The organism is Azospirillum sp., assembly GCF_035628975.1.
Classification (GTDB): domain Bacteria; phylum Pseudomonadota; class Alphaproteobacteria; order Azospirillales; family Azospirillaceae; genus Azospirillum.
Genome location: NZ_DASPIS010000072.1, coordinates 1 through 24,508, shown reverse-complemented (window position 1 = coordinate 24,508; position 24,508 = coordinate 1). Strand labels below are relative to the sequence as shown.

The window sequence follows — 24,508 nt, the reverse complement described above, 5'->3', positions numbered from 1 at the left end:
GGCCGGACCTCCTGTCCACCTCAAGTTCCAACAAGTTCACCCTTACCTAGAGGAAGAGAGTACAATGGATCCTCAAGCCGCCAAGTTCATCGGTGCCGGTCTGGCTGTCATCGCCCTCGCCGGTGTCGGCCTGGGTATCGGCAACATCTTCTCGACCCTGATCGGCTCGATCGCCCGTAACCCGGCCGTCCAGCCGAAGGTCTTCCCGATCGGCATTCTGGGCTTCGCGCTGACGGAAGCCGTCGCGCTGTTCGCTCTGCTGATCGCCTTCCTGATCCTGTTCGCCTAAGGCCAGAGCGGCTTTTAAAAAAAACAGCTCTGACGCGGCGCCGGGCTTCTTAAGCGAAGTTTCGGCGCCGCTCCTTTGCCTAGGGGGACCGATCATGCCGAACCTGTTGGCCAAAGGCCGGCTGGCCCGCTGGTCGGGAGTGGCGGGCGCCTCGCTCGTCACCCTCACCACGATGGCCGGCACCGTCCTGGCGGCCGCGGCGGAGCACGCTCCGGACGCGGCGCACGGCGGCGAGCACGCTTCCGGCGGCCTGCCGCAGCTCAATCCCGCCAATTTCCCGACCCAGATCTTCTGGCTGGCTCTGACCTTCGGCGTTCTCTACTACCTCATGTCCAAGAAAGCGCTTCCGCGCGTGGCCGAGGTTCTGGAAGCGCGGCAGGAACGCATCTCGCGTGATCTCGCCAAGGCCGCCCAGCTGAAGGAAGAGGCCGAGGCCATCCTGGCCCAGGTCGAGAAGTCCCTCGCCGGCGCCCGCAGCGAGGCCCAGGGCGTCATCGCCCAGGCCAGCGCCGATATCGAGGCGAACAACCAGGCCCGCCAGGCCCAGCTGAACGCCGACATCACCGAGCGTCTGCGCAGCGCCGAGGCGTCCATCGCTGCGGCGAAGGATCAGGCCCTGGCCAACATCCGCGCCGAATCGACCGGGATCGTCCGCGACATCGCCGGCCGTCTGGCCGGTGTCGAGGTCGATCAGGCCCAGGCGGATGCCGCCGTCGCGGCCGTGCTTGAGGAGCGCCGGGGATGAACGCACCTGAATTTTGGGTCTTCGTCGCCTTCGTCATCTTCGTGGCCCTGGTCTGGAAGAAGGCCTCGGCCGCCATCGGCACCATGCTGGACGGCCGCGCCGAGCGCATCCGTTCCGAACTGGACGAGGCCGAGCGTCTGCACAAGGACGCCCAGGCCCTGCTGAACGGCTACCAGCGCCGTCTGGCCGACGCCCAGAAGGATGCGGAGGCTTTCCTGGCCCATGCCCGCGAGGAAGCCGCCCGTCTGCGGGCCCAGGCCGGAACCGACCTGGAAGCGTCGCTGAAGCGCCGCGAGGCCCAGGCCATGGACCGCATCGCCCAGGCGGAAGCCGCGGCGCTGGCCGAGGTCCGCAACCTGACCGTCGACGTCGCCATCGGCGCCAGCAAGCGCGTCCTGTCCGGCGGCCTGCCGCCGATGCAGGCCGACAAGCTGATCGAGCAGTCGATCGGCGAGCTGCCGAAGCACCTGCACTGATCGGTCCCCACCGGTTGGAGTAACCGGGTTCCGCAGCGGCACGGGTCCCCTGACCATTGTTGCGGCGTGAGCAACGGACTTTCGAAAAACCCCGGCCTAGGCGCCGGGGTTTTTCTTTGCTCGAATGGAACAGTCGCCGCCCTCCCCCACCGCCCGGCCGGAGTTCCGTTCGTCCATGTCCTCCTTCGCCCAGCCGTCCGCCGCCCCGTTCCCGTCGGTCTTCGTCTCCCACGGCGCCCCCACGCTGGTCCTGGAGACCAGCACCGGCCGCGATTTCCTGGCCGGGCTCGGCCACAGGCTCGGCCGGCCGAGCGCCATCATGGCGGTATCCGCCCACTGGACGACCCGCGGCCCCGCGGTCAGCGGTGCAACGGCGCCTGAGACCATTCACGACTTCTACGGCTTCCCCGACGCGCTTTACCGCATGCGCTATCCCGCCCCCGGCGCCCCGGCATTGGCTGACCGGGTCGCGGAGTTGACCGGCGCGGCGATCGACCCGGCGCAGGGCCTGGATCATGGCGCCTGGGTGCCGCTGATGCTGATGTATCCGGATGCCGACATCCCGGTGGCGCAGCTGTCGGTGATGCCCCACCGCAGCGCCGCCGACCACATCGCGCTGGGGCGGCGGTTGGCGTCGCTGCGGCGGGACGGCGTGCTGATCCTCGCCAGCGGTGGCGCGGTCCACAATCTGCGGGAATTTCGGTTCGGCGGGACCGGCACCGCGGCCTGGGCGACGGGCTTCGCCGGTTGGTTGGACCGGACGCTGGAGGCCGGCGACACCCAAGCCCTCGGCGACTGGCTGACCGCCAGCCCGGATGCCCGCCTCGCCCATCCCAGCGACGAGCATTTCCTGCCGCTGCCGGTGGCGTTCGGCGCCGCCGGGCCCCAGCCGAGGACGGAGCGGCTGCATGCGGGATTCGAGCATGGCAGCCTGGGCATGCATGCCTATGCCTTCACCTCCGGGGACGACTCCTGACCTTTGGCGGTACTCCGTCGCACACTTGTCTGTTTGCCTGAGGGGATCACCGAGCTACAATCCGCGCCGCGCGGGAGCCGGCCAACGGTTGTGGCCACCCATGCAACTCGTCAGGCACAGCGCAAGCGGGAGTCGGTGTGAAGCGGAACGGCATTCTGTCCCGGAGCGGCCGCCGGACCCGATTCCGCGACATGACCGTGTCGGCCCGGGTCAGCACGGGCTTCGGTATCGCGCTCGGGCTTGTGGCCCTGCTGGCGCTGGTCGGACTCGGCTGGTTCCACGCGGTGTCGCGCGACATCGGCGCCTTCTCCGGCCGCGCCGACCTGTCGCAGGCTGCGGCGGACGCGGATGTCAGCCTGCGCGACCTGGAGGTCGCCGTGCGCGACCATCTGACCTACGGCGACGACCAGAGCCTGCTCGACGCCTCCTGGCGGCATGACACGCTGCGCGAACGGCTCGACACCCTGTCCAGGGGCGCGGCGGAGATCGCGGATCGCCAGGGCGTCGACAAGGCCAAGTCGGCGCTCGACGACTATTGGGCCGCGGTGCAGAAGGTCATCGCCCTGCGCAGCGACCGCAACGGCCAGATCACCGGCGTGCTGGAGCCGATGGTCGCCCAGACCCGCCAGAGGCTGGACCATCTCAAGAGTGCCGGCGGCGTCGATTCGACCGCTCTGGCCAGTGACGCGGCCATCGCCGTGCTGCTGATGCAAGACCATCTGACCCGCTTCATCGACCGCCGCGATCCCCAGGATGCAGAGGCGATGCGCGCCCAGCTCGCGGTCGCCCGCGACCGGTTGGCGGAAATGAACCGCTACCTGTGGGTCCCCGGCACCAAGCAGTCGATCGACGAGGTATCGGCCCTGCTCTCCAAGGCCGGCGGCGTGCTGACCGCCATTGAATCGGCCGTCGCGGAAGAGGACACCCTGCGCGCGGAGGCGATGGCCGCCAACGCCGCCGGGATCGCCGCCAATCTCGGCGAGATCCGCCGCCGGGCGGAGGCCGGGACCCAGGCCTTGCGCGGCACGCTGGCGAACGGGCTGTCGGGCTACACCACGGTGGCCCTGTGGATCGGCGGTGCCGTTCTGCTGGCCGGGCTGCTGGCGCTCTGGCTGGTCCAGCGCAGCGTGGCGGCGCCGATGAAGACCATGGCGACCGCGGTGACGGCTCTGGCCGCCGGCCGCACCGACGTGACGCTGCCGGCGCTGACCGGGCAGGACGAGATCGCCGCCATGGCGCGTGCGGTGGAAACCCTGCGCAGCACCACTGAAGATACCGAACGCGAACGCCGCGAGGCGGAGGTGGAACACACCCGCCTGCTGCGGGAAAAGGCGATGGCCGAGGCCGCAAGCCGGGCCAAGAGCGACTTCCTCGTCAATATGGGCCAGGAACTGCACGGCCCACTGACCGAGATCGTCAATGCCAGCCAGTCGCTGATGACCGACCTGCACCGGCTGGGCGTCGACGAACTGGCGACCGACGTCGAGCATATCCAGTGGACCGGGGAGCAGCTGACCACCCTGGTCGATGCCCTGATGGACTATGCGAAGATCGAAGCCGGGGCGATGGACGTCTGCCTGCAGGATTTCGACATCAACCGGCTGCTGACCGAGGCGCGCGAGCGGTCGATGCCCGCCGCCGACCTCTACGGCAATGCGCTGGAGTTGACCGCCCCCACCGGGCTCGGGCAGATGCATTCCGACTTCACCAAGGTGCGGCAGACCCTGTTGAACCTGCTCGACAACGCCTGCAAGTTCACGCAGGAGGGCACGGTCACCCTGTCGGCGGAGCGGGTGGAGCGCAACGGCTCCCGCTGGTACCGCTTCACCGTGACCGACAGCGGCCGCGGTTTCCCCAGCGCGCAGACCGGCCGGCTGTTCCAGCCCTTCGTCCAAGGGGCCGGCAACGGTACCGTGGCAACCCGCGGTCAGGGCAAGCCGCGCGGCGCCGGGCTGGGCCTGACATTGGTCGGACATTACACCGCAATGCTGGGCGGCGACATCGAGGTGGCGAGCGAACCCGGCCAGGGCACCCGCATCACCATCGCCCTTCCCGCCGTCTATGAAGCACCGGCGGAAGAACGTGCGCTGCAGGTGGAGGCGGTTGGGAATGCCAAGCCGCTGCTGCGGGTTGCCACGCTGAAGCCCGCCGGCCATCTCGCCGGCAGCACGTCGATGACGCAGATCGGGCCGTAACCGGACGCGTGACAATCAGAAGCGCGGACGCGCGGTGTCTTCCGGCGCGTCGTTGTCGTCGACCGGCTGTCCGTATTTCATCCGGCGCATCTTCTCCGCCACCCGCGCGATCTCGTCGGGCGGCAGGATCGCCGGTTCGCCGAACTGCTGGGCATGGAGATACTGCCGGGCCAACGTCTCGACTTCCACGGCCAGGGACAGGGCGGACTGAACGCTCGTTCCCAGCACGATCATGCCGTGGTTCGCCAGCAGACAGGCCAGCCGCCCGTCCAGCGCCGTCAGTGCGTGGTCCGACAGCTCCTGTGTGCCGAAGGTGGCGTAAGGAGCGCAGCGGATCGAATCGCCGCCGGCCAGCGCCACCATGTAATGGAAGGACGGAATGCCGCGGCCATGCACAGCCAACGCTGTGGCGAAGGTCGGATGGGCGTGCAGCACGGCCGTCACGTCCGCCCGGGCCCGCAGGATGTCGCGATGGATCCGCCATTCCGACGAGGGCCGGCGGTTGCCCAGATAGGTGCCGTCGAAACCCATCTCGACGATGTCGTCCGGGGTCATGGCGTCATAGGGCATGCTGGTCGGCGTGACCAGGAATCCACCCTCCACCCGGTGAGACAGGTTTCCCGACATGCCCTGGTTGATGCCCAGCCGGTTCATGGCGAGGCAGCCGTCGATCACGGCCTGGCGTTCGGCAAGATGGGTGGTCATGGCGGGCGCGTCCGGGGTGGTTGCTAAGGGCTGTCCACTGGGTTCGCCGTTGCGCCGATTGCCCCCTCCCCAACCCTCCCCCGCTCTCGGCCGGCCAAAGGCCGGTCCGATCGCGGGAGAGGGAGTCAGGCGCAAGGACGACGGAGTTCCCTCTCCCACCGTAGGTGGGGGAGGGTTAGGGAGGGGGCAATCGCCGCCGGCACCCTACTCCGCCGGCGTCCCGTGGTGATGGCCGTGGCTGATCTTCTCGCCGGTCACTTCCTCGACCCACAGCGAATGGTGCTCGCGCGCCCATTGCAGCTCGACCTGACCGTCGCCCATGGCGTCGAAGGCGCCTTCCATGCCGACGGAGCCGATGTAGATGTGCGCCAGGATGATGGCGATCATGATGATCGCGATGGCGGCGTGGAGCAGTTGGTAGAGCTGCAGCTCCTCCAGCGTCGCGAAGCTGAAGGGGAAGATCAGCTGCACGCCGGTGAAGCCCAGCGCCGCACCGCCGACCACGGTGGACCAGAAGATGATCTTCTGACCGCCGTTGAACTTGTGCGCCGGCGGATGGACGCCCTTTGAGAACAGGCCGCCTGCCTTCAGGAACCAGGTCAGGTCATGGCGGGACGGGATGTTGTGCCGGGCCCACAGGACGAAGATCAGCGCCACACCCAGGATGAAGGCGAAGCCAAGGAAGTTGTGCGCCAGCTTGCCGTAATGGGTAAAAGCGGCGAAGGGCTCCGGCCCGATCAGCGGCAGCAGCGTGTAGCGGCCGTACAGCACGTTCAGGCCGGAGATCGCGAGCACGACGAAGCTGCCGGCGGTCAGCCAGTGCACGCCGCGCTCGAAGGCGTTGAAGCGCTGGATGGTGCGGCCGGTCTTCTCGCCGTCGATGCGGATGCGCCCGCGGACCAGGAAGAACAGCACCAGCAGGGCCATGATGCCGGCGAGCACCCAGGTGCCGTACTGGCTGAGCGGCCCATTGCGCACCGCGCGCCAGGCCTCGCCTTCCGACTGGATCAGGACGCCGGCCTGCTTGTTGGGGATGGAGACGGTGCCCTGTTCGCCCAGGCGGATGCCGTGCCAGCCCTCGGCGACGCTCTTCCCAGGAACCTGGGTGGGCACCGGCGGCGCTTCGCGGTCGATCTGCCGGGTATCCGCCTGCTGATCGACCGGACCGCCGACGCGGACGCTGGACTGGGCGGCGGCAGGCAGTGCCGCGCCGGCGGCAAGGCCGATCCCGAGCAGCAGAGCGGCGATAGCCGCCTTCATGCGATGACCTTCCATCGGACGCTCCCTATCGCACACCCTGATAGGCGGCGCGCTGTTGCAGCGCGCGCACCTCGTCCGCGGTGCGCGGCGTGTCGGCCGCGCCCCGGTAGACGCCCTTGTCCAGATGGATCGGGCGCGGGGTCGCGTCCTCCTGGCACCCGGCCAGGAGGAGCGAAGCGCCGAACGCAAGCAGGACAATGCGCGCCTTCACCATCGTCACCGTCACAGCCCCTGCTTCTGCACAGGAATCCCGCCGGCCGCACCGCCGGTGCCCTGGAACAGCGAGCCGCCGGGCTGGCCGCGTTCCTGACCGGACTTGGTCTGGTAGGCGGTGCCCCAGCCCCAGGCGCCGGACCCGAAGCCGCGGGCAGTCACGCGCTCGCGGTAGATGTCCGACACCTTGTCGGCGTCACCGGCCAGCAGCGCCTTGGTCGAGCACATCTCGGCGCAGAGCGGCAGCTTGCCTTCAGCCAGACGGTTGCGGCCGTATTTCTTGAACTCGGCCTCCGAATTGTCGGCCTCCGGACCGCCCGAGCAGAAGGTGCACTTGTCCATCTTGCCGCGGGTGCCGAAGTTGCCGGCCTGCGGATACTGCGGCGCGCCGAACGGGCAGGCGTAGAAGCAGTAGCCGCAGCCGATGCACAGGTCCTTGTTGTGCAGGACCACGCCTTCGGCGGTCTGGTAGAAGCAGTCGACCGGGCAGACCGCCATGCAGGGCGCGTCGGAGCAATGCATGCAGGCGACCGAAATCGTCCGCTCCCCCGGCTTGCCGTCGTTGATGGTCACGACGCGGCGGCGGTTGATGCCCCAGGGGACCTCATTCTCGTTCTTACAGGCGGTGACGCAGGCGTTGCACTCGATGCAGCGCTCGGCGTCGCACAGGAATTTCATCCGGGCCATGGTTCAAACTCCCGCGCGTCAGGCCGCCTGGATGCGGCAAAGGGTGGTCTTGGTTTCCTGCATCTGGGTCACCGAATCGTAGCCGTAGGTGGTCGCCGTGTTGGCGGCCTCGCCCAGGACGATCGGGTCGGCCCCGGCCGGGTACTTGGAGCGCAGATCCTGCCCCTGGTACACGCCGCCGAAATGGAAGGGCATGAAGGCGACGCCGCGGCCGACACGCTCGGTCACCATGGCCTTGACCTTCACCTTGCCCTTCTCCGGGCCTTCAACCCACACCATCTGGCCGTCCTTGATGCCGGCGTTGTTGGCGTCGAACGGGTTGATCTCGACGAACATGTCCTGCTGCAGTTCGGCCAGCCAGGGGTTGGAGCGCGTCTCGTCGCCGCCGCCCTCATACTCGACCAGACGGCCGGAGGTGAGGATGATCGGATACTCCTTCGACACGTCGCGGTCCTGGATGGACTTGTACAGCGTCGGCACGCGCCAGGACTTGGTGTCCGCATAGGTCGGGTAGCTGGCGACCAGATCGCGGCGCGGGGTGTAGAGCGGCTCGCGGTGGATCGGAACCGGGTCCGGGAAGTTCCAGGCGACGCAGCGCGCCTTGGCGTTGCCCGGCGGGTTCAGGCCGTGCTTGATCGCCACGCGCTGGATGCCGCCCGACAGGTCGGTGGTCCAGGACACGGCGCCGATCTTGTCGCCGCCGATCTTCTGGATGACCGCCAGTTCCTGTTCCGTCAGGTCCTTGTCGAAGCCCAGCTTCTGGAGCATCGCCATGGTGACTTCCGGATAGCCGTCCTTGATCTCCGACCCTTCCGGATAGGAGCCCTCGGCCAGCAGCGTCACGCCGTTGCGCTCGACGCCGAAGCGGGCGCGGAAGGCGCCGCCGCCCTCGGCCACCGGCAGCGAGGTGTCGTACAGGTTGGCCGATCCGGGATGCTTCATCTCCGGCGTACCCCAGCAGGGCCACGGCAGGCCGAAATAATCGCCGTCGCACGGACCGCCGACGGCGCGCAGGGTCGTCTTGTCGAAGGTGGCCTGATGCTGCATGTGCAGCTTCAGACGCTCCGGCGACTGGCCGGTGTAGCCGACGGACCACATGCCGCGGTTCCACTCGCGGGTGATGTCCTCGATCACCGGGACATTGCCCTCGACCTTGATGTTCTTGAACAGCGGCCCGGCAAAGCCGAACTTCTTCGCGAACAGGTACATGATCTCATGGTCGACCTTCGATTCGAAGAGCGGCTCCATGATCTTGTCGGACCACTGGACGGAGCGGTTGGACGCGGTGCGCGACCCGACCGTCTCGAACTGGGTGGCGGCCGGCAGCAGGTAGAAGTTGTCCTTGCGGTCCGGCAGCACGGCGGTCATCGTCGGGAACGGATCGACGACGACCAGCAGCTCCAGCTTCTCCATCGCCTTCTTCATGTCGGGCAGACGGACCTGGCTGTTCGGCGCGTGGCCCCAGAAGACCATGCCCTTGACCGGGTTCGGCTGGTCCAGGTTCTCCTTGGCTTCCAGGACGCCGTCGAACCAACGGGACACCGGAATACCGGTAGCCTCCATCAGCTTCTTGTCCTTGAAGCGGGCCAGCACGTCGTCGTACGGCACCTCCCAGACACGCGCCCAGTGGCGCCATGCGCCCTCGGCCAGGCCATAATAGCCGGGCAGGCTGTCGGAGGTGACGCCGAAGTCGGTCGCACCCTGCACGTTGTCATGGCCGCGGAAGATGTTGGTGCCGCCGCCGGCCATGCCGACATTGCCCAGCGCCAGCTGCAGCACGCAATAGGCGCGGGTGTTGTTGTTGCCGATGTGGTGCTGGGTGCCGCCCATGCACCAGACCAGGGTGCCCGGACGGTTGGAGGCCAACGTGCGGGCGACGCGCTTCAGCTGCGAACCCGGAACGCCGGTGACGCGCTCCACCTCTTCCGGCGTCCACTTGGCGACTTCGGCGCGGATGTCGTCGAAGCCGTAGACGCGCTTGGCGATGTAGTCCTTGTCCTCCCAGCCGTTCTGCAGAACGTGCCAGAGGATGCCCCAGACCAGCGCCACGTCGGTGCCCGGACGGAAGCGGATGTACTCGTCGGCCTTGGCGGCGGTGCGGGTGAAGCGCGGATCGGCGACGATCAGCGGCGCGTTGTTCTGCTCCTTCGCCTTCAGCACATGCATCATGGCGACGGGGTGCGCCTCGGCGGCGTTGGAGCCGATGAAGAACAGCGCGCGCGACTTCTGGATGTCGTTGTAGCTGTTCGTCATGGCGCCGTAGCCCCAGACGTTCGCCACGCCGGCCACGGTGGTGGAGTGGCAGATGCGCGCCTGATGGTCGACGTTGTTGGTGCCCCAGAACGCCGCGAACTTGCGGAACAGATAGGCCTGCTCGTTGCTGTGCTTGGCGGAGCCGAGCCAGAACACCGAATCCGGGCCGGACTGCTCGCGGATCGACAGCAGCTTGGAGCCGACCTCCTCGATCGCCTGGTCCCAGCTGATCCGGGTCCACTTGCCGTCGACCATCTTCATCGGATAGCGCAGGCGGCGGTCGCCGTGGGCGTGCTCGCGCACCGAGGCGCCCTTGGCGCAGTGCGAGCCCAGGTTGATCGGGCTGTCGAAGCCGGGCTCCTGCCCGATCCAGACGCCGTTCTGCACCTCGGCCACCACGGTGCAGCCGACCGAGCAGTGGGTGCAGATCGACTTGACCTGCTTGACCGGCGCGCCGGCGACGGCGGCCGCGGTGGCGGCGTCGGCCTTCTTCACCATGCCGAACGGCATCGCGGAGGCGAGCGCGGCGCCGCCGGCGGCGATGCCGGAGGTGCGCAGGAAGGCGCGACGGTCGACCGTGACGCCGGTGGCGGAGGCCAGCGTCTGCGACAGGGTGCGGGCAAGGTGACGGCCGCCCGAGGTGGCCGAGCTTTTCTTGATGAGCATCGGGGCGTTCCTCTTAGAAGCGGCTCAGTTCGTAGACCCGACGGACATGGTCGGTCTCGCGGTAGCCGGTGGAGGTCGTCGTCTCCGCCGGAGCGGCTTCGGCGGTCCCGCCGGTGGCGGTCACCCCCGCGGCGACGGCGCCCAGCGCACCGACGCCCAGGCCGGCGACGCGAAACAGGTCGCGCCGGGCGAGCGTCTTGTCCGTGTTCTGCGTGTCCTGGTGCTGCTTGGCAGCTTCTTCTTTGGCTTTGACCGCGTTCCGCGTCATGGCTTCGCTCCTCACCTTTACGCCGCAAGGTCGAAGGCGCGCGCCTCGACCGCCAGAAAACTTCGTCCGACCGCACCGACCGCCCGATAGAAGCGGGCCGACGGCGAGGTCTCCAAATCCGCAAAGAACCGCCCGGCCCAGGAGCCGACATGGCGGTCGAAAAACGCCCGCTGCGCCTCGAGACCGACCGTGCCGCCTTCCTCCGGCGCGAACTCGCCGCCGATCAGGCCGGCCATCATCTCGCACAGCGCTGCGATGTGATCCTCCGGTTCCCTCACGCCGTCGGCGCGGGCGATGCCCAGCCGCGCCATGTCGACGCGCAGTTCCGCCAGCGGCTTCTCGTTCAGGAATCCGGTCAGGTAGTAGGAGCCGTAGGGGGTGCGCTCGCTGCCGCCGACACCGATGAAGAGGGTGGTGAACTCCTCCTCCACCGCGGCGGGGTCGCTGCCGCGCGCCGCTTCGGCCAGCTGGTCGAGAGCCGCGCCGAACTCGCCGCCCTCCCCCGCCACGCCGGCCAGCGCGGCCAGGAAGTCCGCGTCGGGCGCGCGCGACAACAGGCGCGCCAGCAGGGCGTAGACCTGCGCACGCAGCAGTTCCTCCTCCGCGACCGCGGGGGAAACGGTATGATCGACGGCCCTCGACACGTGCCGCAAACTCCTCCCGGACACACAGACGGGGATGCCGGCGTCCGCGGTCACACCACGCGCCGTCCGTTGGCCCCGTCCGAAACCCCTTTTGATGCACCTGCGAAAAGCCTTTACCTTACAGTGGCTTAGCATTGCGCAGGCAGATAATAGAAGGACTGAACCTATCCTTTTGTCAACTAAGGACGCGTCCGGAAGGGGAGACAAATGAATCTTTGTCGCTGCGCTATGCTCGCGCTAACAGAGCGCCCCTGAGTTTCGAAGGGGTCTAATCTGGCGCGACGATTGGTCGCAATTTGAGGGGACAATTGCGAGGGGGGGAGGTACGCGGCGGCTTCCCCCTCTCCCCCCTGGGGAGAGGGTCGGGGTGAGGGGGATGCATGAGGAGGATTTTGGGACGAAGGGGACTGCGCGGGGTGATTGAAGCTCCGCAACGCGTCCCCCTCACCCTAACCCTCTCCCCGGGGGGGAGAGGGGATTGGTTGTTGGGGAGAGGAGGTATCGCTTGCCTCTGCAAGTTCGGCATCGGCAGCAGGGATGGGAGAGGGCTCCTTCCCCTCCGCCGCCTCGTCCAGCATGTTCAGGAACCCCTCGCCGACGCGGTAGAGGGTCTTCACCGGGACGTTGCCGGTGAACAGGCTGGCGTAATCGTCGGCGTAATCCTTCAGCCCGTCGTCGTTGGCGTAGATCGGGTCGGAGGTCCACAGCTTGCGCAGGGCCTGCCGGTGCAGATCCTCCGGCACCTCGGCGCGCAGGAAGGGGGTGAAGTCGGACTCGCCGGTCAGTTCCTCGATCGGCGGCAGGTCCTTCAGAGGGTCGTCGGTTTCGCCGTCAGCCGTTGCAGGAGCGTTCGGCTCCGCGGGATCAGCCGGCACCTCGTCGGCAACTGCGACCGGAAGCGCAGCGCTCTCCTCGACAGACGGCGCAACGTCTACGGCTTCCGGCTCCGGCTTGACGGCAGTGCGTTTCAGGCGCGACCAGCGCGACAGGAAGGCTTCGCCGCTCATCGCCGCCGTTCATCCTTCTCGAAATGGCGCTTACGTTCGCGCTTGTGGAAGGGGACGTCGACATGGTGCTGCTCGACGAAATCACGGACCAGGGCGATCACCTCATCCGGCATCGGCACGGTTTCCACCACGTCGGCGCCGACCTGATAGCCCTCCCCTTCATGGGCCGATGCGGTGACGGTGAAGGGCACCAGCTCCTCGCCGTCCGGCCCGGGGCGCATCACCACCCACAGGCGCGGCGGGTCCTGCGACAGGTTCAGGCGGTAGCCTTCGGTGTCGGTGCGGAACAGTTCCAGCGTCAGGGTGGCGGCATGGCTGTGGCTCCAGCCCTCGCCCTCCATCAGGACGCGACCAGGCGGCTCCACCGGGCCGGCGCCGGGAATGACCGACACCGGGCGCCAACTCCAGTCGGCCCAGGCGGTGACGCCGCGGCGGCGCTCCACCACGATGCCCAGCGGCATGGTCTCGATGCGCTCCAGCGATTGGGGGCCAAGAGGTTCCGTCATCACACGCGTCCCGACGCCAGCAGGCGTTCCGCCTCGGCCAGATCGTCCGGCCGGTTGGTGTTGAAGAAGGGATCCACAGAATTGGCCGGCTCGAAATCGAAATCGGCGACGGCCAGACGGTAGCGGGCGGTCCAGGCATCGACCTTGCGGATGCCCTCCTCCACCATCGCCCGGCGCAGGTCGCCGGCCAGACGGATCGGCCAAAGCCCGAAGACGGGATGCTCCTGCCCGCCCGAGCGGGCGCAGGCGAGGTCGGCGCCCTCCCGCTCCAGCGCCGCCACCATGCGGGTGACGAGGTCGCGCGGGATGAAGGGCGCGTCGGTGGCGAAGCTGGCGACCCAGGCGACGCCGGGGGCGGTGCCGCGCATCCACTCCATGCCGGTCAGCACGCCGGCGAGCGGGCCGGCATAGCCCTCCACCACATCCGCGGCGACCGGCAGGTGCAGATGGGCGAAGCGGGCCGGGTCGCCGTTGGCGTTCAGCACCAGTGGGCCGACCTGCGGGCGGACGGTGGCGACGATCCGCTCCAGGATGGTCTGGCCGCCCAGCGGTCGCAGGCACTTGTCGCCGCCGCCCATCCGGCGCGACAGGCCGCCTGCCAGCAGGACGCCGCCAATATCCCGGTGGCCGATATCCCGATGCTGTGTTTCAGTCGTCATCGCGACTTCCCTTGCGTCCATGCCGGCGGTCCTCGTCGTCGGCCCCGGCGGCATCGGTGTCGAAGACCAGCCGGTCGGTGCCGGCCAGCGCGATGAAGCGCTTGCCCTTGGCCCGGCCGACCAGCGTCAGGTTGGCCTGCCGCGCCAGCTGCACGCCCCAGGCGGTGAAGCCGGAGCGCGAGACCAGGATCGGAATGCCCATCTGCACCGTCTTGATGACCATCTCAGAGGTGAGGCGCCCGGTGGTGTAGAAAATCTTGTCCCCGGCCGGAATGCCGTTCAGGTGCATGTAGCCGGCGACCTTGTCCACCGCATTGTGGCGGCCGACATCCTCCATATAGACCAGCGGCCGGTCCTCCTGGCACAGCACGCAGCCATGGATGGCCCCGGCCTCCAGATACAGGCTGGGCTGCAGGTTGATCTGCTTGGACAGCGCGTAGATCCACGAGGTGCGGAGCCGCAGATCGGTCGGCAAGCTGACGGATTCGAAGGTCTCCATCACATCGCCGAAGGCGGTGCCCTGGGCGCAGCCGGAGGTCAGCGTCTTCTTCTTCAGCTTGGCTTCATAATCGGTCGCGCGCTCGGTGCGGACGACGACGGTGTCCGTCTCCTCGTCCACGTCGATGCCGGTGATGCGGTCGTCGCGCCGCAGCATGTTCTGGTTCAGCAGATAGCCGACGGCCAGACAGTCGGGATAGTCGCCGATCGTCATCATGGTGACGATCTCCTGCCCGTTCAGGTACAGGGTCAGCGGCCGTTCCACCGTCACGGCGGTTTCGATCTCGCGGCCGTCCTGGTCCAGGCCGCGGACGCGCTCCGTCAGCTTGGGGTCCGCCGGGTCGGGCGCTATGGTGAAGGTCTTAAGACTCATGATAGGGCTCATGCGCGCGAGTGTGGGCGAGCGCCGGTCTTCGGACAAGTCCCCGGCCCAAGCAATTTCATTTTTGATCTGGACACCATGCACGATTTTTCCCAGGCCATGGCGCTGGCCGTATCCATGATCGCCACGCTGGACGACGGGCTGATGCAGATCGTCGGGCTGTCGCTGCGGGTAAGCCTGACCGCCGTCGCCGCCGCCACGTCGATCGGCCTGCCGCTGGGTGCCGCCGTCGCCGCATTGAGATTTCCGGGGCGGCGTGTGGTCGCCATCGTGCTGAACACGCTGATGGGGCTTCCGCCGGTGGTGGTCGGGCTGGTGGTTTATCTGCTGCTGTCGCGCTCCGGCCCGTTCGGGGTGCTGGGGCTGCTGTTCACGCCGACCGCGATGATCGTGGCCCAGACGGTGATGATCGTGCCGATCGTCGCCTCCCTCTCCCGCCAGACGGTGGAGGATCTTCTGGTCGAGTATGACGATCTGCTGCGCGTCACCGGCGCCGGGCCGTTCCGGCGGCTGGCGACCCTTCTGGCGGAAGCGCGATGGAGCCTCGTCACCACCGTGCTGGCCGGCTTCGGGCGCGCGTCGGCGGAGGTCGGTGCGGTGATGATCGTCGGCGGCAACATCGAGCATGTTACCCGCGTCATGACCACCGCCATCGCGCTGGAGACCAGCAAGGGCGACCTGCCGATGGCGTTGGCGCTCGGTCTCGTCCTGATGACGTTGTCGCTTGCCGTCAACCTCACCGCATCCCTGCTGAAGGAGACCGGCGAGCGCGCCTGAGCCGGTCGAAGCCGCTTTTTCCGGCATGCGGCAAAACTGACGGAAGCTTGGCAAGCCTTTGCAAGTGCGACCGGCATGCGCTATGCCTTTCAAGCAACAACGCCTGTGGGAGGAGTGAAGTGATGCTGCGCCGTTCGTTCGTGCTGGGGGTTGCCGCCGCCGCGGCTCTGACCGGCCTGATCCAGGTCGCCGTCCCGTCGGCCGCATCCGCCGCCGACCGTTTCATTACGGTGGCCTCCACCACCTCGACCGAGGATTCCGGCCTGTTCGGCTCCATCCTGCCGAAATTCACCGCCAAGACGGGCATCGAGGTGCGGGTCGTCGCCAAGGGCACGGGACAGGCCATCGATCTCGCCAGGCGCGGTGACGCCGACGTGCTGTTCGTCCACCACAAGCCGTCGGAGGAGAAGTTTGTCGCCGAAGGCTTCTCCACCCTGCGCAAGCCGGTGATGTACAACGACTTCGTCATCGTCGGCCCGGCCGTCGACCCGGCCGGCATCAAGGGCGGCAAGGACGTCGCCGCCGCCTTGTCGAAGATCGCCACCGCCAAGGCCCCCTTCGTGTCGCGCGGCGACGACAGCGGCACGCACAAGGCCGAACTCGCGCTGTGGAAGACCGCCAGCCTCGACCCGACCAAGGCGGAGCCCAAGGAGAGCTGGTACCGCTCCATCGGCCAGGGCATGGGCCCGACGCTGAACACCGCCGCCGCGATGAACGGCTATACGCTGACCGACCGCGGCACTTGGCTGAACTTCAAGAACCGTGGCCCGTTGACGGTGCTGGTGGAGGGCGACAAGCGCCTGTTCAACCAGTATGGCGCGATGCTGGTCAACCCGGCCAAGTTCGCCCACGTCAAGGCGGCCGACGGGCAGGCCTTCGTCGATTGGCTGGTCTCGGCCGAGGGCCAGAAGGCCATCGCCGACTACACCATCAACGGCGAACAGCTGTTCTTCCCCAACGCCAACGAACCGGGGGCGTAAGGACCTCACCAAAGCCGGCGGTCACATCCACAGGCCGCCGGCGGGTGTCAGCAGGACGGGTTCCATGCGGCGCCAAGGGATGACCCGAACGATCTCGACCGCCGACGCTTTTCGGTAGATCACCGCTTACCACCGCAAAGCCGTCCAGAAGAAGACATCGTAGCCGGTCAGATCGGGGCGGCGATGACCCAGGCCGGGGCTGGCGGCGATCCGTTCGAAGGAGTCGTAGAGTGAGTCGAGAAGCCGGTCGGCCGCATCGGCGCCCTCGGCATCCTCGATGAAAACATGGATCGCGTCGAGATCGTCGAGCGCCAATGGCGCCAGGGTGTAAAGGCCGCTCACCGCTGGTCCGAACCACCCTTTGCCTGCCGGCGCGCGGCGATGCGCTCCTTTGACAGGCGCCGGGCATCCTCCGGGGCTATCCCCTCTCCACGGTCCAACTGGCCGATGGCGTCGCCGATGTCCCGGTTCAGCCGCTCCAACGCACGCCCATTGGCTTCGTCGATGCGGAAATACAGGCGCAGCGCCTCGCGCATCACCTCGCTGGCCGAACCGTACAGCCCGCTTGCCACGCGCTCTTCGATCCGCCGTTCCAGTTCGGGGGTAAGGGATACGTTCATCGTCCGCCTCCGGATAGCCAAGTATAGCAAAGTTTGTCATCGCGGCAATCAGTGACAACCCGATCCCGATAAGATTCCCGTTCCCATCGCGCCGCATTCCCCCATATGAGTGTCGGCAGGCCAGGGGCGTCAGCCCCAAGCGACAGGAGTTTTTGGGACGATGAAGATCGGCGATCGGACGGTGCTCGTCTGCGACTGCGCGCACAGCGTCGCGCTGGACGGGGCGGCGCTGGGCAAGGCATGCGGCGATGGCAGCGCCGTCACCGTGCATACCCAGCTGTGCCGGGCGCAACTCGACCGCTTCGAGAAGGCGGTCGCCAACGGCCAGCCGCTGCTGGTCGCCTGCACGCAGGAAGCACCGCTGTTCAGCGAGATCGCGGCGGAGGTGGCGCCGGACACCGCCCTGACCTTCACCAACATCCGCGAGCGCGCCGGGTGGTCGGACGAGGGCGCGGAGGCCCTGCCGAAGATCGCGGCGCTGCTGGCCGAGGCCGCCTTGCCGATCCCGCCCACCGGCGCCCTGACCCTGACCTCTCAGGGCACCTGCCTGGTCTACGGCACAGACGAGCGCGCCATCGAGGCCGGGCGGCAGTTGGCGAAGCACCTGGACGTCACCGTCCTGCTGGCCAACCCCAAGGATATCGCGCCGCCGCAGGTGATGGACGTCGCGATCTTCCGCGGGCGCATCCGCAGCGGGCGCGGCTGGGTCGGCGCCTTCGAGATCGTGGTGGACGACTACGCCCCGTCATTGCCCTCCTCGCGCGGGACGCTGGGGTTCGAGCCGGTGCGGCAGGGGGCGTCGGCCCGCTGCGACCTGATCCTCGACCTCACCGGCGGCACGCCGCTGTTCCCCGACCACAAGCGCCGCGACGGCTACATCCGCCCCGATCCCGACAGCCCGGTCCAGGTGGCCAACGCCCTGCTGGAAATGGCCGATCTGGTCGGCGAGTTCGAGAAGCCGCGCTTCGTCGACTTCAAGGCCGATCTCTGCGCCCATTCGCGCAGCCGCAAGACCGGCTGCACCCGCTGCCTGGACGTCTGCCCGACCGGTGCGGTCACGCCCAACGGCGACCATGTGTCCATCGACCCGCATGTCTGCGCGGGCTGCGGGTCCTGCGCCGCGGTCTGCCCGACCGGCGCCGCCACCTACGCCCTGCCGCCGGCCACCACGGTGTATGAGCGGCTGCGCACGCTGCTGACCACCTACCGGAAGGCCGGTGGCGTCGCCCCCGCCCTGCTGATCCACGACCCGCGCCATGGCGACGAACTGGTCGGCATGATGTCCCGGCACGGCCGCGGCCTGCCGGCCCGCGTGCTGCCCTTCGCCCTGCACGAGGTGACGCAGGTCGGCATCGACCTGTTCGCCCTGGCCCTCTCCTATGGCTGCACCCATGTCCGCGTCCTGACCGGGCCGGAGAACGAGGGGGAAACCGCCGGGCTGGCCTCGCAGGTCGGGCTGGCGGAAGCCGCCTTCAGCGGTCTCGGCTACGGCTCCGGCCGGGTGGCGGTGATCGACGCCGCCGACCCCGACGCGGTGGCGGACGAGCTGTGGGCCTTGCCGGCCGACCCGGTCGAGGCCGGCATGTTCCTGCCGATGGGGCCGAAGCGCACGGTGACGATGCTGGCGCTGCGCCACCTGCACAAGGTGGCCCCCGCTCCGGTGGAGGTGCTGCCGCTGCCGCCGGCCGCCCCCTTTGGCCGGGTGTCGGTGAATGTCGAGGGCTGCACGCTCTGCCTGTCCTGCGTCGGCGCCTGCCCCACCGGGGCGCTGCTCGACAATGCCGACAAGCCAATGCTGTCCTTCGCCCAGGATGCCTGCGTGCAGTGCGGCCTGTGCAAGACCACCTGCCCGGAGAAGGTCATCTCGCTGGTGCCGGAGATCGATTTCCGCGATCAGGCGCGCGGCGCGACGGTGATCAAGGAGGAGGAGCCCTTCTGCTGCGTGTCCTGCGGCAAGCCCTTCGCTGCCAAGTCGGCGATCGACAAGATCGTGGCGACGCTGGCGGGCAAGCATTCGATGTTCGCGACTCCGGAGGCCGCCAACCGCATCCGCATGTGCGAGGACTGCCGCGTCCGCGACCAGTTCGAGCGCAGCGACGAGCCCTTCGCCCTGGGCCGGCCGCCGGTGCCCCGCACCACCGACGACGACCTGCGCGAACGCGAAGAGGCCCAGAGGGAAGCACAACTGGCGGCAGTGCGACAAAAGCTGATGTGACGCCGCGAACTCTTGATCACCGTCAAAGTCGGCATACCGTGATGTGGAATACGCTCCCGCGATCGTTGCACATCGTATGTGTAGCGAACATATACTGTGGCGGCCCGCCAGCGGCCGCCCGTGGAGTCCACCGATGATAGAGCCAGTGTCCGAAGCCTTGCCGTCAGCCGCCACCGCTCCGCTGATCGACCCGTTCGGCCGGAAGGTGGAGTATCTGCGCGTGTCGGTGACCGACCGCTGCGACCTTCGCTGCGTCTATTGCATGGCGGAGGACATGAGCTTCCTGCCCAAGGCGGAGGTGCTGACGCTGGAGGAGCTGGACCGGCTGTGCAGTGCCTTCGTGAAGCTCGGCACGCGCAAGCTGCGGCTGACCGGCGGCGAGCCGCTGGTCCGGCGCGACGTGATGCGGCTGATCCGCTCGCTCGGCCGCCACATCGAGTCGGGCGATCTCGACGAGCTGACGCTGACCACCAACGGCACCATGCTGTTCAAGCATGCCGCCGGGCTGTACGAGGCCGGCGTGCGTCGCATCAACGTGTCGCTGGACACGCTCGACCCGCACAAGTTCCAGGCCATCACCCGCTGGGGCAAGCTGGACAAGATCCTGGGCGGCATCCAGGCGGCCAAGGACGCCGGGCTGAAGATCAAGATCAACACGGTGGCGCTGAAGGGCGTGAACGACGACGAGGTCCACCGCATGGTCGCCTGGTGCGGCGAGCAGGGCTTCGACCTGACCTTCATCGAGGTCATGCCGATGGGCGACATCGGCGAGGGCGCCCGCATGGACCAGTATTGGCCGCTGACCATGCTGAAGGCGGAGTTGCAGAAGCGCTGGACCCTGACCGAGAGCGATCACCGCACCGGCGGCCCCGCCCGCTATGTGCGGGTGGAGGAGACCGGGCAGCGCGTCGGCTTCATCACGCCGCTGACCCATAACTTCTGCGAAAGCTGCAACCGCGTGCGGCTGACCTGCACCGGCACGCTGTACATGTGCCTGGGCCAGGAGGACGCCGCCGACCTGCGCACGCCGCTGCGCGTCAGCGACGAGGACGGCCCGCTGATCGACGCGGTGCGCGAGGCCATCACCCGCAAGCCCAAGGGCCACGACTTCATCATCGACCGCCGCCACCAGGGTCCGGCCGTCGGGCGGCATATGAGCGTTACGGGGGGGTGAGGGTTCAGGGGTTGTGAAGCCTCTCGCTCCGATGCCCCCTCCCTAACCCTCCCCCGCTCCGCGGGAGAGGGAACTGCCGCCGTCCGTTGAGGAACTCCCGCAAAGCTCCTGCCCCCTCTCCCACCAAAGGTGGGGGAGGGATGGGGAGGGGGCAGCGCGTGTATGGGCTTCCCCACCACCAACCAAGAGCGAGCACCGCCATGCCCCTGCCCTTCCTGACCGGCCTGCGCGTCATCGACCTCGGCCAGTATCTGCCGGGGCCGCATGCGGCCCAGCTGCTGGGCGACCTGGGCGCCACGGTGGTGAAGGTGGAGCCGCCGACGGGTGATCCGCTGCGCCGGCTGGGTCCCACGGACAGCGACGGCACCACCGCCGCCTACAAGCTGCTGAACGCCGGCAAGACCGTCATCCGCCTCGACCTGAAGTCGGCGGAGGGGCGCAAGGCGCTCGAAGATCTGCTGGCGAAGGCCGATGCACTGATCGAGAGCTATCGGCCGGGCGTGATGGACAAGCTGGGGCTGGGGCGAGAGCGGCTGCGGCAGATCAATCCGCGGCTGGTGCATGCCAGCCTGTCGGGCTGGGGCTATGACGGCCCCTACGCCACGCGGGCCGGGCACGACCTGAACTACATGGCGGTCGGCGGCGGGCTCGATGCCTCCGGGCTGCCGGACCGGCCGGTCATCAGCTATCTGCCGGTGGCCGATTTCGCGTCCGCCCAGCAGACGGCGCTGGCGGTGGCCGGCGCGCTGTTCGGGCGGGAGCGGTCGGGACAGGGCTGCTTCCTCGACCTGTCGATCATGGAATCGGTGCTGGGCTGGCAGGGGCTGACCCTGACCGCGGCGGCACGCGGCACCATGCCGAAGCGCGGCGAGGCGCTGCTGTCGGGCGGTGCCGCCTGCTATCGCATCTATCGCACCGCCGATGGCCGCTTCGCCACCCTGTCGGCGCTGGAGGCCAAGTTCTGGCAAGGCTTCTGCGAGGCGGTCGGCCGCCCCGACTGGATCGCCCGCCAGGACGACCCCCTGCCCCAGACCGCCCTGACGGCGGAGCTGGAGGCCCTGTTCGCGATGCGGACGCTGGCGGAGTGGAAGGCCCTGCTCGATCCCGTCGACTGCTGTTTCGAGGCGTTGCCCGAACTGGCGGAGGTGCCCGCCCACCCGCATGTCGCCGCTCGCGGGCAGGTCCGCGTCACGGAGGGGCCGGAACCGCTGGTGGAAACGCTGATGGGCCTGCGCGTCGACGGCGCCCCGCCGCCGGAACGCGCCCCCTTGCGGGAGAGCGATGCCGCAGCGGTGCTGGCCGGCTGGGCGTAGCGCTCAGCCCTCCCGCCGGTAGGGCGACAGCTCGTCGCCCAGCGCCTCGATCTCCGCCTCCACCGCCGGGCGTTCCTGTGCCAGATAGCGGTCCACGGCGCGGCGGAAGCCGGGGTCGGCGATCCAATGGGCGCTGTAGGTCGGCACCGGCAAATAGCCGCGCTGGATCTTGTGTTCGCCCTGCGCACCCGCTTCGACCCGCGCCAGCCCGCGTTCGATGGCGAAATCCAGCGCGCGGTAGTAGCACGCCTCGAAGTGCAGGAAGCGGTAGCGGCCGTCCGAGCCCCAATTGCGGCCGTACAGCGCATCGTCGCCCAGCAGGTTCAGCGCCCCCGCCACCCACTCCCCGCCATCCTCGCACATCACCAGAACCACCCGGTCGGCCATCGTCTCGCCCAGCAGCTGGAAGAAACGGCGGTTGAGATAGCCGCCGCCCCATTTGCGGTCGGTGGTGTCCATATAAAAGCGGTGGAAGGCGTCCCAATGCTCCGGCTTCAGCTCGTCGCCGGTCAGGGTGTGCAGGCGGACGCTGCTGTCGGCGACCTCGCGCCTCTCCTTGCGGATCGCCTTGCGCTTGCGGGAGTTCAGCGCCTCCAGGAATTCGTCGAAGCTGCCATAGCCGCGGTTGTGCCAGTGGTACTGCACGCCGGTCCGCTGAAGCCAGCCGGCCCTGCCCAGCCGGTCCCAGTCCGCGCGCTCCGGGAAGGTGACATGGGCGGAAGAGACGCCGTAACGTTCCGCCACCTGCTCCAGCGCCGAAATCAACGCGTCGGCGACGGCATCCGCCTGAGGTCCCGGCGCCACCAGCAGGCGCGGCCCCGGCACCGGCGTGAAGGGCACCGCCACCTGCAGCTTGGGGTAATAGCTGCCGCCCGCCCGCTCATAGGCGTTGGCCCAGGCATGGTCGAAGACATATTCGCCGTAGGAATGGCTTTTCAGATAGGCGGGCACCGCGCCCACCATCCGGCCGGAGCCGTCATAGGCGGCGAGATGGCTGGGCTGCCAGCCGGACTTCCCGGCCGCCGATCCCGATTCCTCCAGAGCCAGGAGGAAGGCGTGGGACAGGAACGGGTTGCCGGGACCGGCGCAGGCGTCCCAGCCCTGCTGGTCCGCCTCGCCGACCCCGGTCAGAACCTTGACGGTGATGGCGTCGTTGCCGTCGGGCATGCATGCGTCTCCTTGAACCATGGCAAGGAGGTAAGCCTCATGCCGCTTTGCGGCAAGGCGCCGTCGGCGCCGGGCGGCAAGGCGCCCGCACCGCCGGGACGCGGGTCAGGCCACTTCCAGGATGGCGTCGACCTCGACCGCGACGTTGCCGGGCAGCGACGGGGCGCCGACCGCGGCGCGGGCATGTTGCCCCGGCTCGCCGAAGACGTCGCGCATCAGTTCCGACGCGCCGTTGATCACCAGCGGATGATCGTGGAAGTCCGGGCCGGAGTTGACGAAGCCGCCAAGCCGCAGCACGCGGGTGACGCGGTCCAGGTCGCCGCCCAGCGCGGCCTTGGCCTGGGCCAGGATGTTCAGCGCGCACAGGCGCGCCGCTTCCTTGCCTTGCTCCACCGTGAAGTCCTGGCCGACCTTGCCGACGAACTTGCGCTCGCCGTTCCAGACCGTGACCTGGCCCGAGATGTATAGGGTGTTGCCCGAACGGGTGTAGGGCACATAGGCCGCCACCGGGGCCGCGGCCTGCGGCAGTTCGATGCCCAGTTCCGCCAGGCGCGCGTCGATCCGACCGGTCATGATGCTTCTCCCTTCCCTGCTGTGGCCCGCGTCGGGGCCATGCGTTCGATGTTTGGGACGCGGTTTGGAGCCAGACCATAGCCGCGCCGGCAAGGCGGTGGGAAGATTCTTACCGCCGGCCACATCGGCAGAACCGTCCGTCACCGGCAAAAGATTCCGGGAATCTTTTTCGGGCCTGCCGCCGGCCGGGCTCGCCCCAACCCTGCCCTTTTTGCCGACCTATTTTTATTCCATAGGGAAATCAGTGACTTATGGCACACCACTGCAGTTGGCACGGCGCTTGAAACAGTGGTGTCAGGAAAACGCACGTTGCCTCGCCGGTCAAATGACCAAGGGCGGGGACAGCCTCAGAAGGAGACTAGGACCATGGCCGGTAATGTGACCCTGACCGCCTCGATGCGCACGAACCTGCTGCAGCTGCAGAGCACGCAGGCCGGTATCGACAAGAAGCAGAACATCCTGTCGACGGGCAACAAGATCAACTCGGCTCTGGATGGTCCCACCTCCTTCTTCGCCGCCAAGGGCCTGAACCAGCGTGCCGGCGACCTGTCGTCGCTGAAGGACGCGATGGGCCAGTCGATCAGCACCATCCAGGCCGCCGACAAGGGCCTGACCTCGATCGACTCGCTGGTCGACCAGGCCAAGGGCCTGACCACCGCCGCCTACGCCGCGCTGGGCACCGACGCCGCCTCCGTGGCCACCCGCAAGTCGCTGGCCGCCCAGTTCAACACGCTGAAGGACCAGATCGACAAGCTGGCCGCCGACAGCGGTTATCAGGGCAAGAACCTGATCAACGGCAACGGCATGAGCATGGACAGCACCAGCGAGTCCCGTGCCGCCGTCAACACCATCACCGGCGTAGACAACGCCCGCGTCACCAACGTCATCGCCCCCGACACCTATTCGATCCGCATCAAGGGCGACGGCTCGGTGGAGGGCAAGACCGCCGACATCTCCAAGGCCGAGAACGCCCATGGCCTGACCGGCCTGAAGCTGTCGGGCACGATGTCCAGCACGCTGGGCAGCTTCTCCGACGTCCAGATCGAAGTCCGCGGCGCCAACGGCCGCACCCGCGACTTCATCGTGTCGGACGGCAACGAAAGCCGCACGATCTCCTATTTCGACAACACCCAGACGATGACGACCAACCTGGCGACGCCCGCCACGGCTGGCAACCCGCAGACATCGGGTGTGAACGTCAAGGGCACCGTCGAAGAAGGCGACATCTTCAGCATCACGGTCGAAGGCCAGACCTTCAGC

The 24,508-nt window shown here is 68.1% G+C and carries 26 protein-coding genes; 11 read left to right on the top strand and 15 right to left on the bottom strand.

Translation table 11 applies throughout. The annotated features are described in order from the left end of the window. The first annotated feature begins 64 nt into the window (after positions 1 to 64). From VD964_RS16175 to VD964_RS16155, 5 genes are all read left to right on the top strand, one after another. Positions 65 to 289 carry an ATP synthase subunit C family protein gene (locus tag VD964_RS16175; RefSeq protein WP_012973363.1) on the top strand — a complete coding sequence of 75 codons (225 nt, stop codon included), beginning with the start codon at positions 65 to 67 and terminating at the stop codon, positions 287 to 289. Positions 290 to 383: 94 nt separating this feature from the next. Then, positions 384 to 1,034, top strand: a complete 651-nt coding sequence (locus VD964_RS16170) for an ATPase (RefSeq protein ID WP_149223116.1) — start codon at positions 384 to 386, stop codon at positions 1,032 to 1,034. Beyond that, entirely contained in the window at positions 1,031 to 1,510 is a 480-nt protein-coding gene (locus VD964_RS16165) for a F0F1 ATP synthase subunit B (protein WP_149223115.1), read from the top strand. Before VD964_RS16170 ends, VD964_RS16165 begins: the two co-directional genes overlap by 4 nt. 175 nt (positions 1,511 to 1,685) lie before the next feature. Continuing rightward, positions 1,686 to 2,486, top strand: a complete 801-nt coding sequence (locus VD964_RS16160) for a class III extradiol ring-cleavage dioxygenase (RefSeq protein ID WP_324869562.1) — start codon at positions 1,686 to 1,688, stop codon at positions 2,484 to 2,486. Between the two features lie 191 nt (positions 2,487 to 2,677). After that, the gene (locus VD964_RS16155) at positions 2,678 to 4,681 is read left to right on the top strand and encodes a HAMP domain-containing sensor histidine kinase (protein WP_324869561.1); all 2,004 of its coding nucleotides are present in this window, start codon (positions 2,678 to 2,680) and stop codon (positions 4,679 to 4,681) included. 15 nt (positions 4,682 to 4,696) lie between these two features. On the opposite strand, the gene VD964_RS16150 is transcribed toward VD964_RS16155, so the two are convergent. The 11 genes from VD964_RS16150 to fdhD form a co-directional block, all read right to left on the bottom strand. Beyond that, positions 4,697 to 5,386 carry a class II aldolase/adducin family protein gene (locus VD964_RS16150; RefSeq protein WP_324869560.1) on the bottom strand — a complete coding sequence of 230 codons (690 nt, stop codon included), beginning with the start codon at positions 5,384 to 5,386 and terminating at the stop codon, positions 4,697 to 4,699. Positions 5,387 to 5,590: 204 nt separating this feature from the next. Then, positions 5,591 to 6,646 carry a formate dehydrogenase subunit gamma gene (locus tag VD964_RS16145; RefSeq protein ID WP_324869559.1) on the bottom strand — a complete coding sequence of 352 codons (1,056 nt, stop codon included), beginning with the start codon at positions 6,644 to 6,646 and terminating at the stop codon, positions 5,591 to 5,593. Between the two features lie 25 nt (positions 6,647 to 6,671). Then, positions 6,672 to 6,866 (bottom strand): hypothetical protein, encoded by a 195-nt coding sequence (locus tag VD964_RS16140; protein ID WP_324869558.1) that lies wholly within the window; start codon positions 6,864 to 6,866, stop codon positions 6,672 to 6,674. Between the two features lie 2 nt (positions 6,867 to 6,868). Beyond that, complete coding sequence (gene fdh3B, locus VD964_RS16135) at positions 6,869 to 7,546, bottom strand: formate dehydrogenase FDH3 subunit beta (RefSeq protein WP_324869557.1); 678 nt, start codon at positions 7,544 to 7,546, stop codon at positions 6,869 to 6,871. Positions 7,547 to 7,564: 18 nt separating this feature from the next. Further along, positions 7,565 to 10,465 (bottom strand): formate dehydrogenase subunit alpha, encoded by a 2,901-nt coding sequence (locus VD964_RS16130; protein WP_324869556.1) that lies wholly within the window; start codon positions 10,463 to 10,465, stop codon positions 7,565 to 7,567. A 13-nt stretch (positions 10,466 to 10,478) separates the two neighbouring features. Continuing rightward, positions 10,479 to 10,733: a formate dehydrogenase gene (locus tag VD964_RS16125; RefSeq protein WP_324869555.1), complete on the bottom strand. Its 255-nt coding sequence runs from the start codon at positions 10,731 to 10,733 to the stop codon at positions 10,479 to 10,481. Between the two features lie 17 nt (positions 10,734 to 10,750). After that, complete coding sequence (locus tag VD964_RS16120) at positions 10,751 to 11,377, bottom strand: TorD/DmsD family molecular chaperone (RefSeq protein ID WP_324869554.1); 627 nt, start codon at positions 11,375 to 11,377, stop codon at positions 10,751 to 10,753. A 449-nt stretch (positions 11,378 to 11,826) separates the two neighbouring features. Further along, a complete protein-coding gene (locus tag VD964_RS16115) occupies positions 11,827 to 12,384 on the bottom strand; it encodes a DUF3306 domain-containing protein (RefSeq protein ID WP_324869553.1) in 558 nt (185 codons plus the stop codon). Beyond that, positions 12,381 to 12,890, bottom strand: a complete 510-nt coding sequence (locus VD964_RS16110; protein WP_324869552.1) for a DUF3305 domain-containing protein — start codon at positions 12,888 to 12,890, stop codon at positions 12,381 to 12,383. The genes VD964_RS16115 and VD964_RS16110 overlap by 4 nt, the downstream gene beginning before the upstream one ends. Continuing rightward, positions 12,890 to 13,549: a molybdenum cofactor guanylyltransferase MobA gene (gene mobA, locus VD964_RS16105; RefSeq protein WP_324869551.1), complete on the bottom strand. Its 660-nt coding sequence runs from the start codon at positions 13,547 to 13,549 to the stop codon at positions 12,890 to 12,892. Before mobA ends, VD964_RS16110 begins: the two co-directional genes overlap by 1 nt. Beyond that, positions 13,539 to 14,420, bottom strand: coding sequence for a formate dehydrogenase accessory sulfurtransferase FdhD (gene fdhD, locus VD964_RS16100; RefSeq protein ID WP_324869550.1), 882 nt, complete (start codon positions 14,418 to 14,420; stop codon positions 13,539 to 13,541). Before fdhD ends, mobA begins: the two co-directional genes overlap by 11 nt. Before the next feature lie 87 nt (positions 14,421 to 14,507). On the opposite strand from fdhD, the gene VD964_RS16095 reads away from it, so the two are divergent. Beyond that, entirely contained in the window at positions 14,508 to 15,206 is a 699-nt protein-coding gene (locus tag VD964_RS16095) for an ABC transporter permease (protein WP_324869549.1), read from the top strand. A gap of 122 nt (positions 15,207 to 15,328) precedes the next feature. Continuing rightward, entirely contained in the window at positions 15,329 to 16,186 is an 858-nt protein-coding gene (locus VD964_RS16090; RefSeq protein WP_324869548.1) for a substrate-binding domain-containing protein, read from the top strand. A gap of 126 nt (positions 16,187 to 16,312) precedes the next feature. Here the strand turns inward: VD964_RS16090 and VD964_RS16085 are convergent, their stop codons facing one another. Together VD964_RS16085 and VD964_RS16080 are read right to left on the bottom strand one after the other, a co-directional pair. After that, on the bottom strand, positions 16,313 to 16,528 hold the full coding sequence (locus VD964_RS16085; protein ID WP_324869547.1) for a type II toxin-antitoxin system RelE/ParE family toxin: 216 nt from the start codon (positions 16,526 to 16,528) through the stop codon (positions 16,313 to 16,315). Then, positions 16,525 to 16,806 carry a type II toxin-antitoxin system ParD family antitoxin gene (locus VD964_RS16080; RefSeq protein ID WP_324869546.1) on the bottom strand — a complete coding sequence of 94 codons (282 nt, stop codon included), beginning with the start codon at positions 16,804 to 16,806 and terminating at the stop codon, positions 16,525 to 16,527. The genes VD964_RS16085 and VD964_RS16080 overlap by 4 nt, the downstream gene beginning before the upstream one ends. Positions 16,807 to 16,966: 160 nt before the next feature. On the opposite strand from VD964_RS16080, the gene VD964_RS16075 reads away from it, so the two are divergent. The 3 genes from VD964_RS16075 to VD964_RS16065 all read left to right on the top strand — a co-directional run bounded on the left by VD964_RS16075 (position 16,967) and on the right by VD964_RS16065 (position 21,508). Beyond that, positions 16,967 to 19,021, top strand: coding sequence for a 4Fe-4S binding protein (locus VD964_RS16075; protein WP_324869545.1), 2,055 nt, complete (start codon positions 16,967 to 16,969; stop codon positions 19,019 to 19,021). 133 nt (positions 19,022 to 19,154) lie between these two features. Continuing rightward, the gene (gene moaA / locus VD964_RS16070) at positions 19,155 to 20,195 is read left to right on the top strand and encodes a GTP 3',8-cyclase MoaA (protein ID WP_324869544.1); all 1,041 of its coding nucleotides are present in this window, start codon (positions 19,155 to 19,157) and stop codon (positions 20,193 to 20,195) included. 200 nt (positions 20,196 to 20,395) lie between these two features. Further along, positions 20,396 to 21,508, top strand: a complete 1,113-nt coding sequence (locus VD964_RS16065) for a CoA transferase (RefSeq protein ID WP_324869543.1) — start codon at positions 20,396 to 20,398, stop codon at positions 21,506 to 21,508. Positions 21,509 to 21,511: 3 nt separating this feature from the next. On the opposite strand, the gene VD964_RS16060 is transcribed toward VD964_RS16065, so the two are convergent. Then, the gene (locus VD964_RS16060) at positions 21,512 to 22,675 is read right to left on the bottom strand and encodes a GNAT family N-acetyltransferase (protein WP_324869542.1); all 1,164 of its coding nucleotides are present in this window, start codon (positions 22,673 to 22,675) and stop codon (positions 21,512 to 21,514) included. A 105-nt stretch (positions 22,676 to 22,780) separates the two neighbouring features. Continuing rightward, on the bottom strand, positions 22,781 to 23,248 hold the full coding sequence (locus VD964_RS16055) for a RidA family protein (protein WP_324869541.1): 468 nt from the start codon (positions 23,246 to 23,248) through the stop codon (positions 22,781 to 22,783). 366 nt (positions 23,249 to 23,614) lie between these two features. On the opposite strand from VD964_RS16055, the gene VD964_RS16050 reads away from it, so the two are divergent. Further along, a partial coding sequence (locus VD964_RS16050; protein ID WP_414637165.1) for a flagellin occupies positions 23,615 to 24,508 on the top strand: 894 nt, incomplete at its 3' end.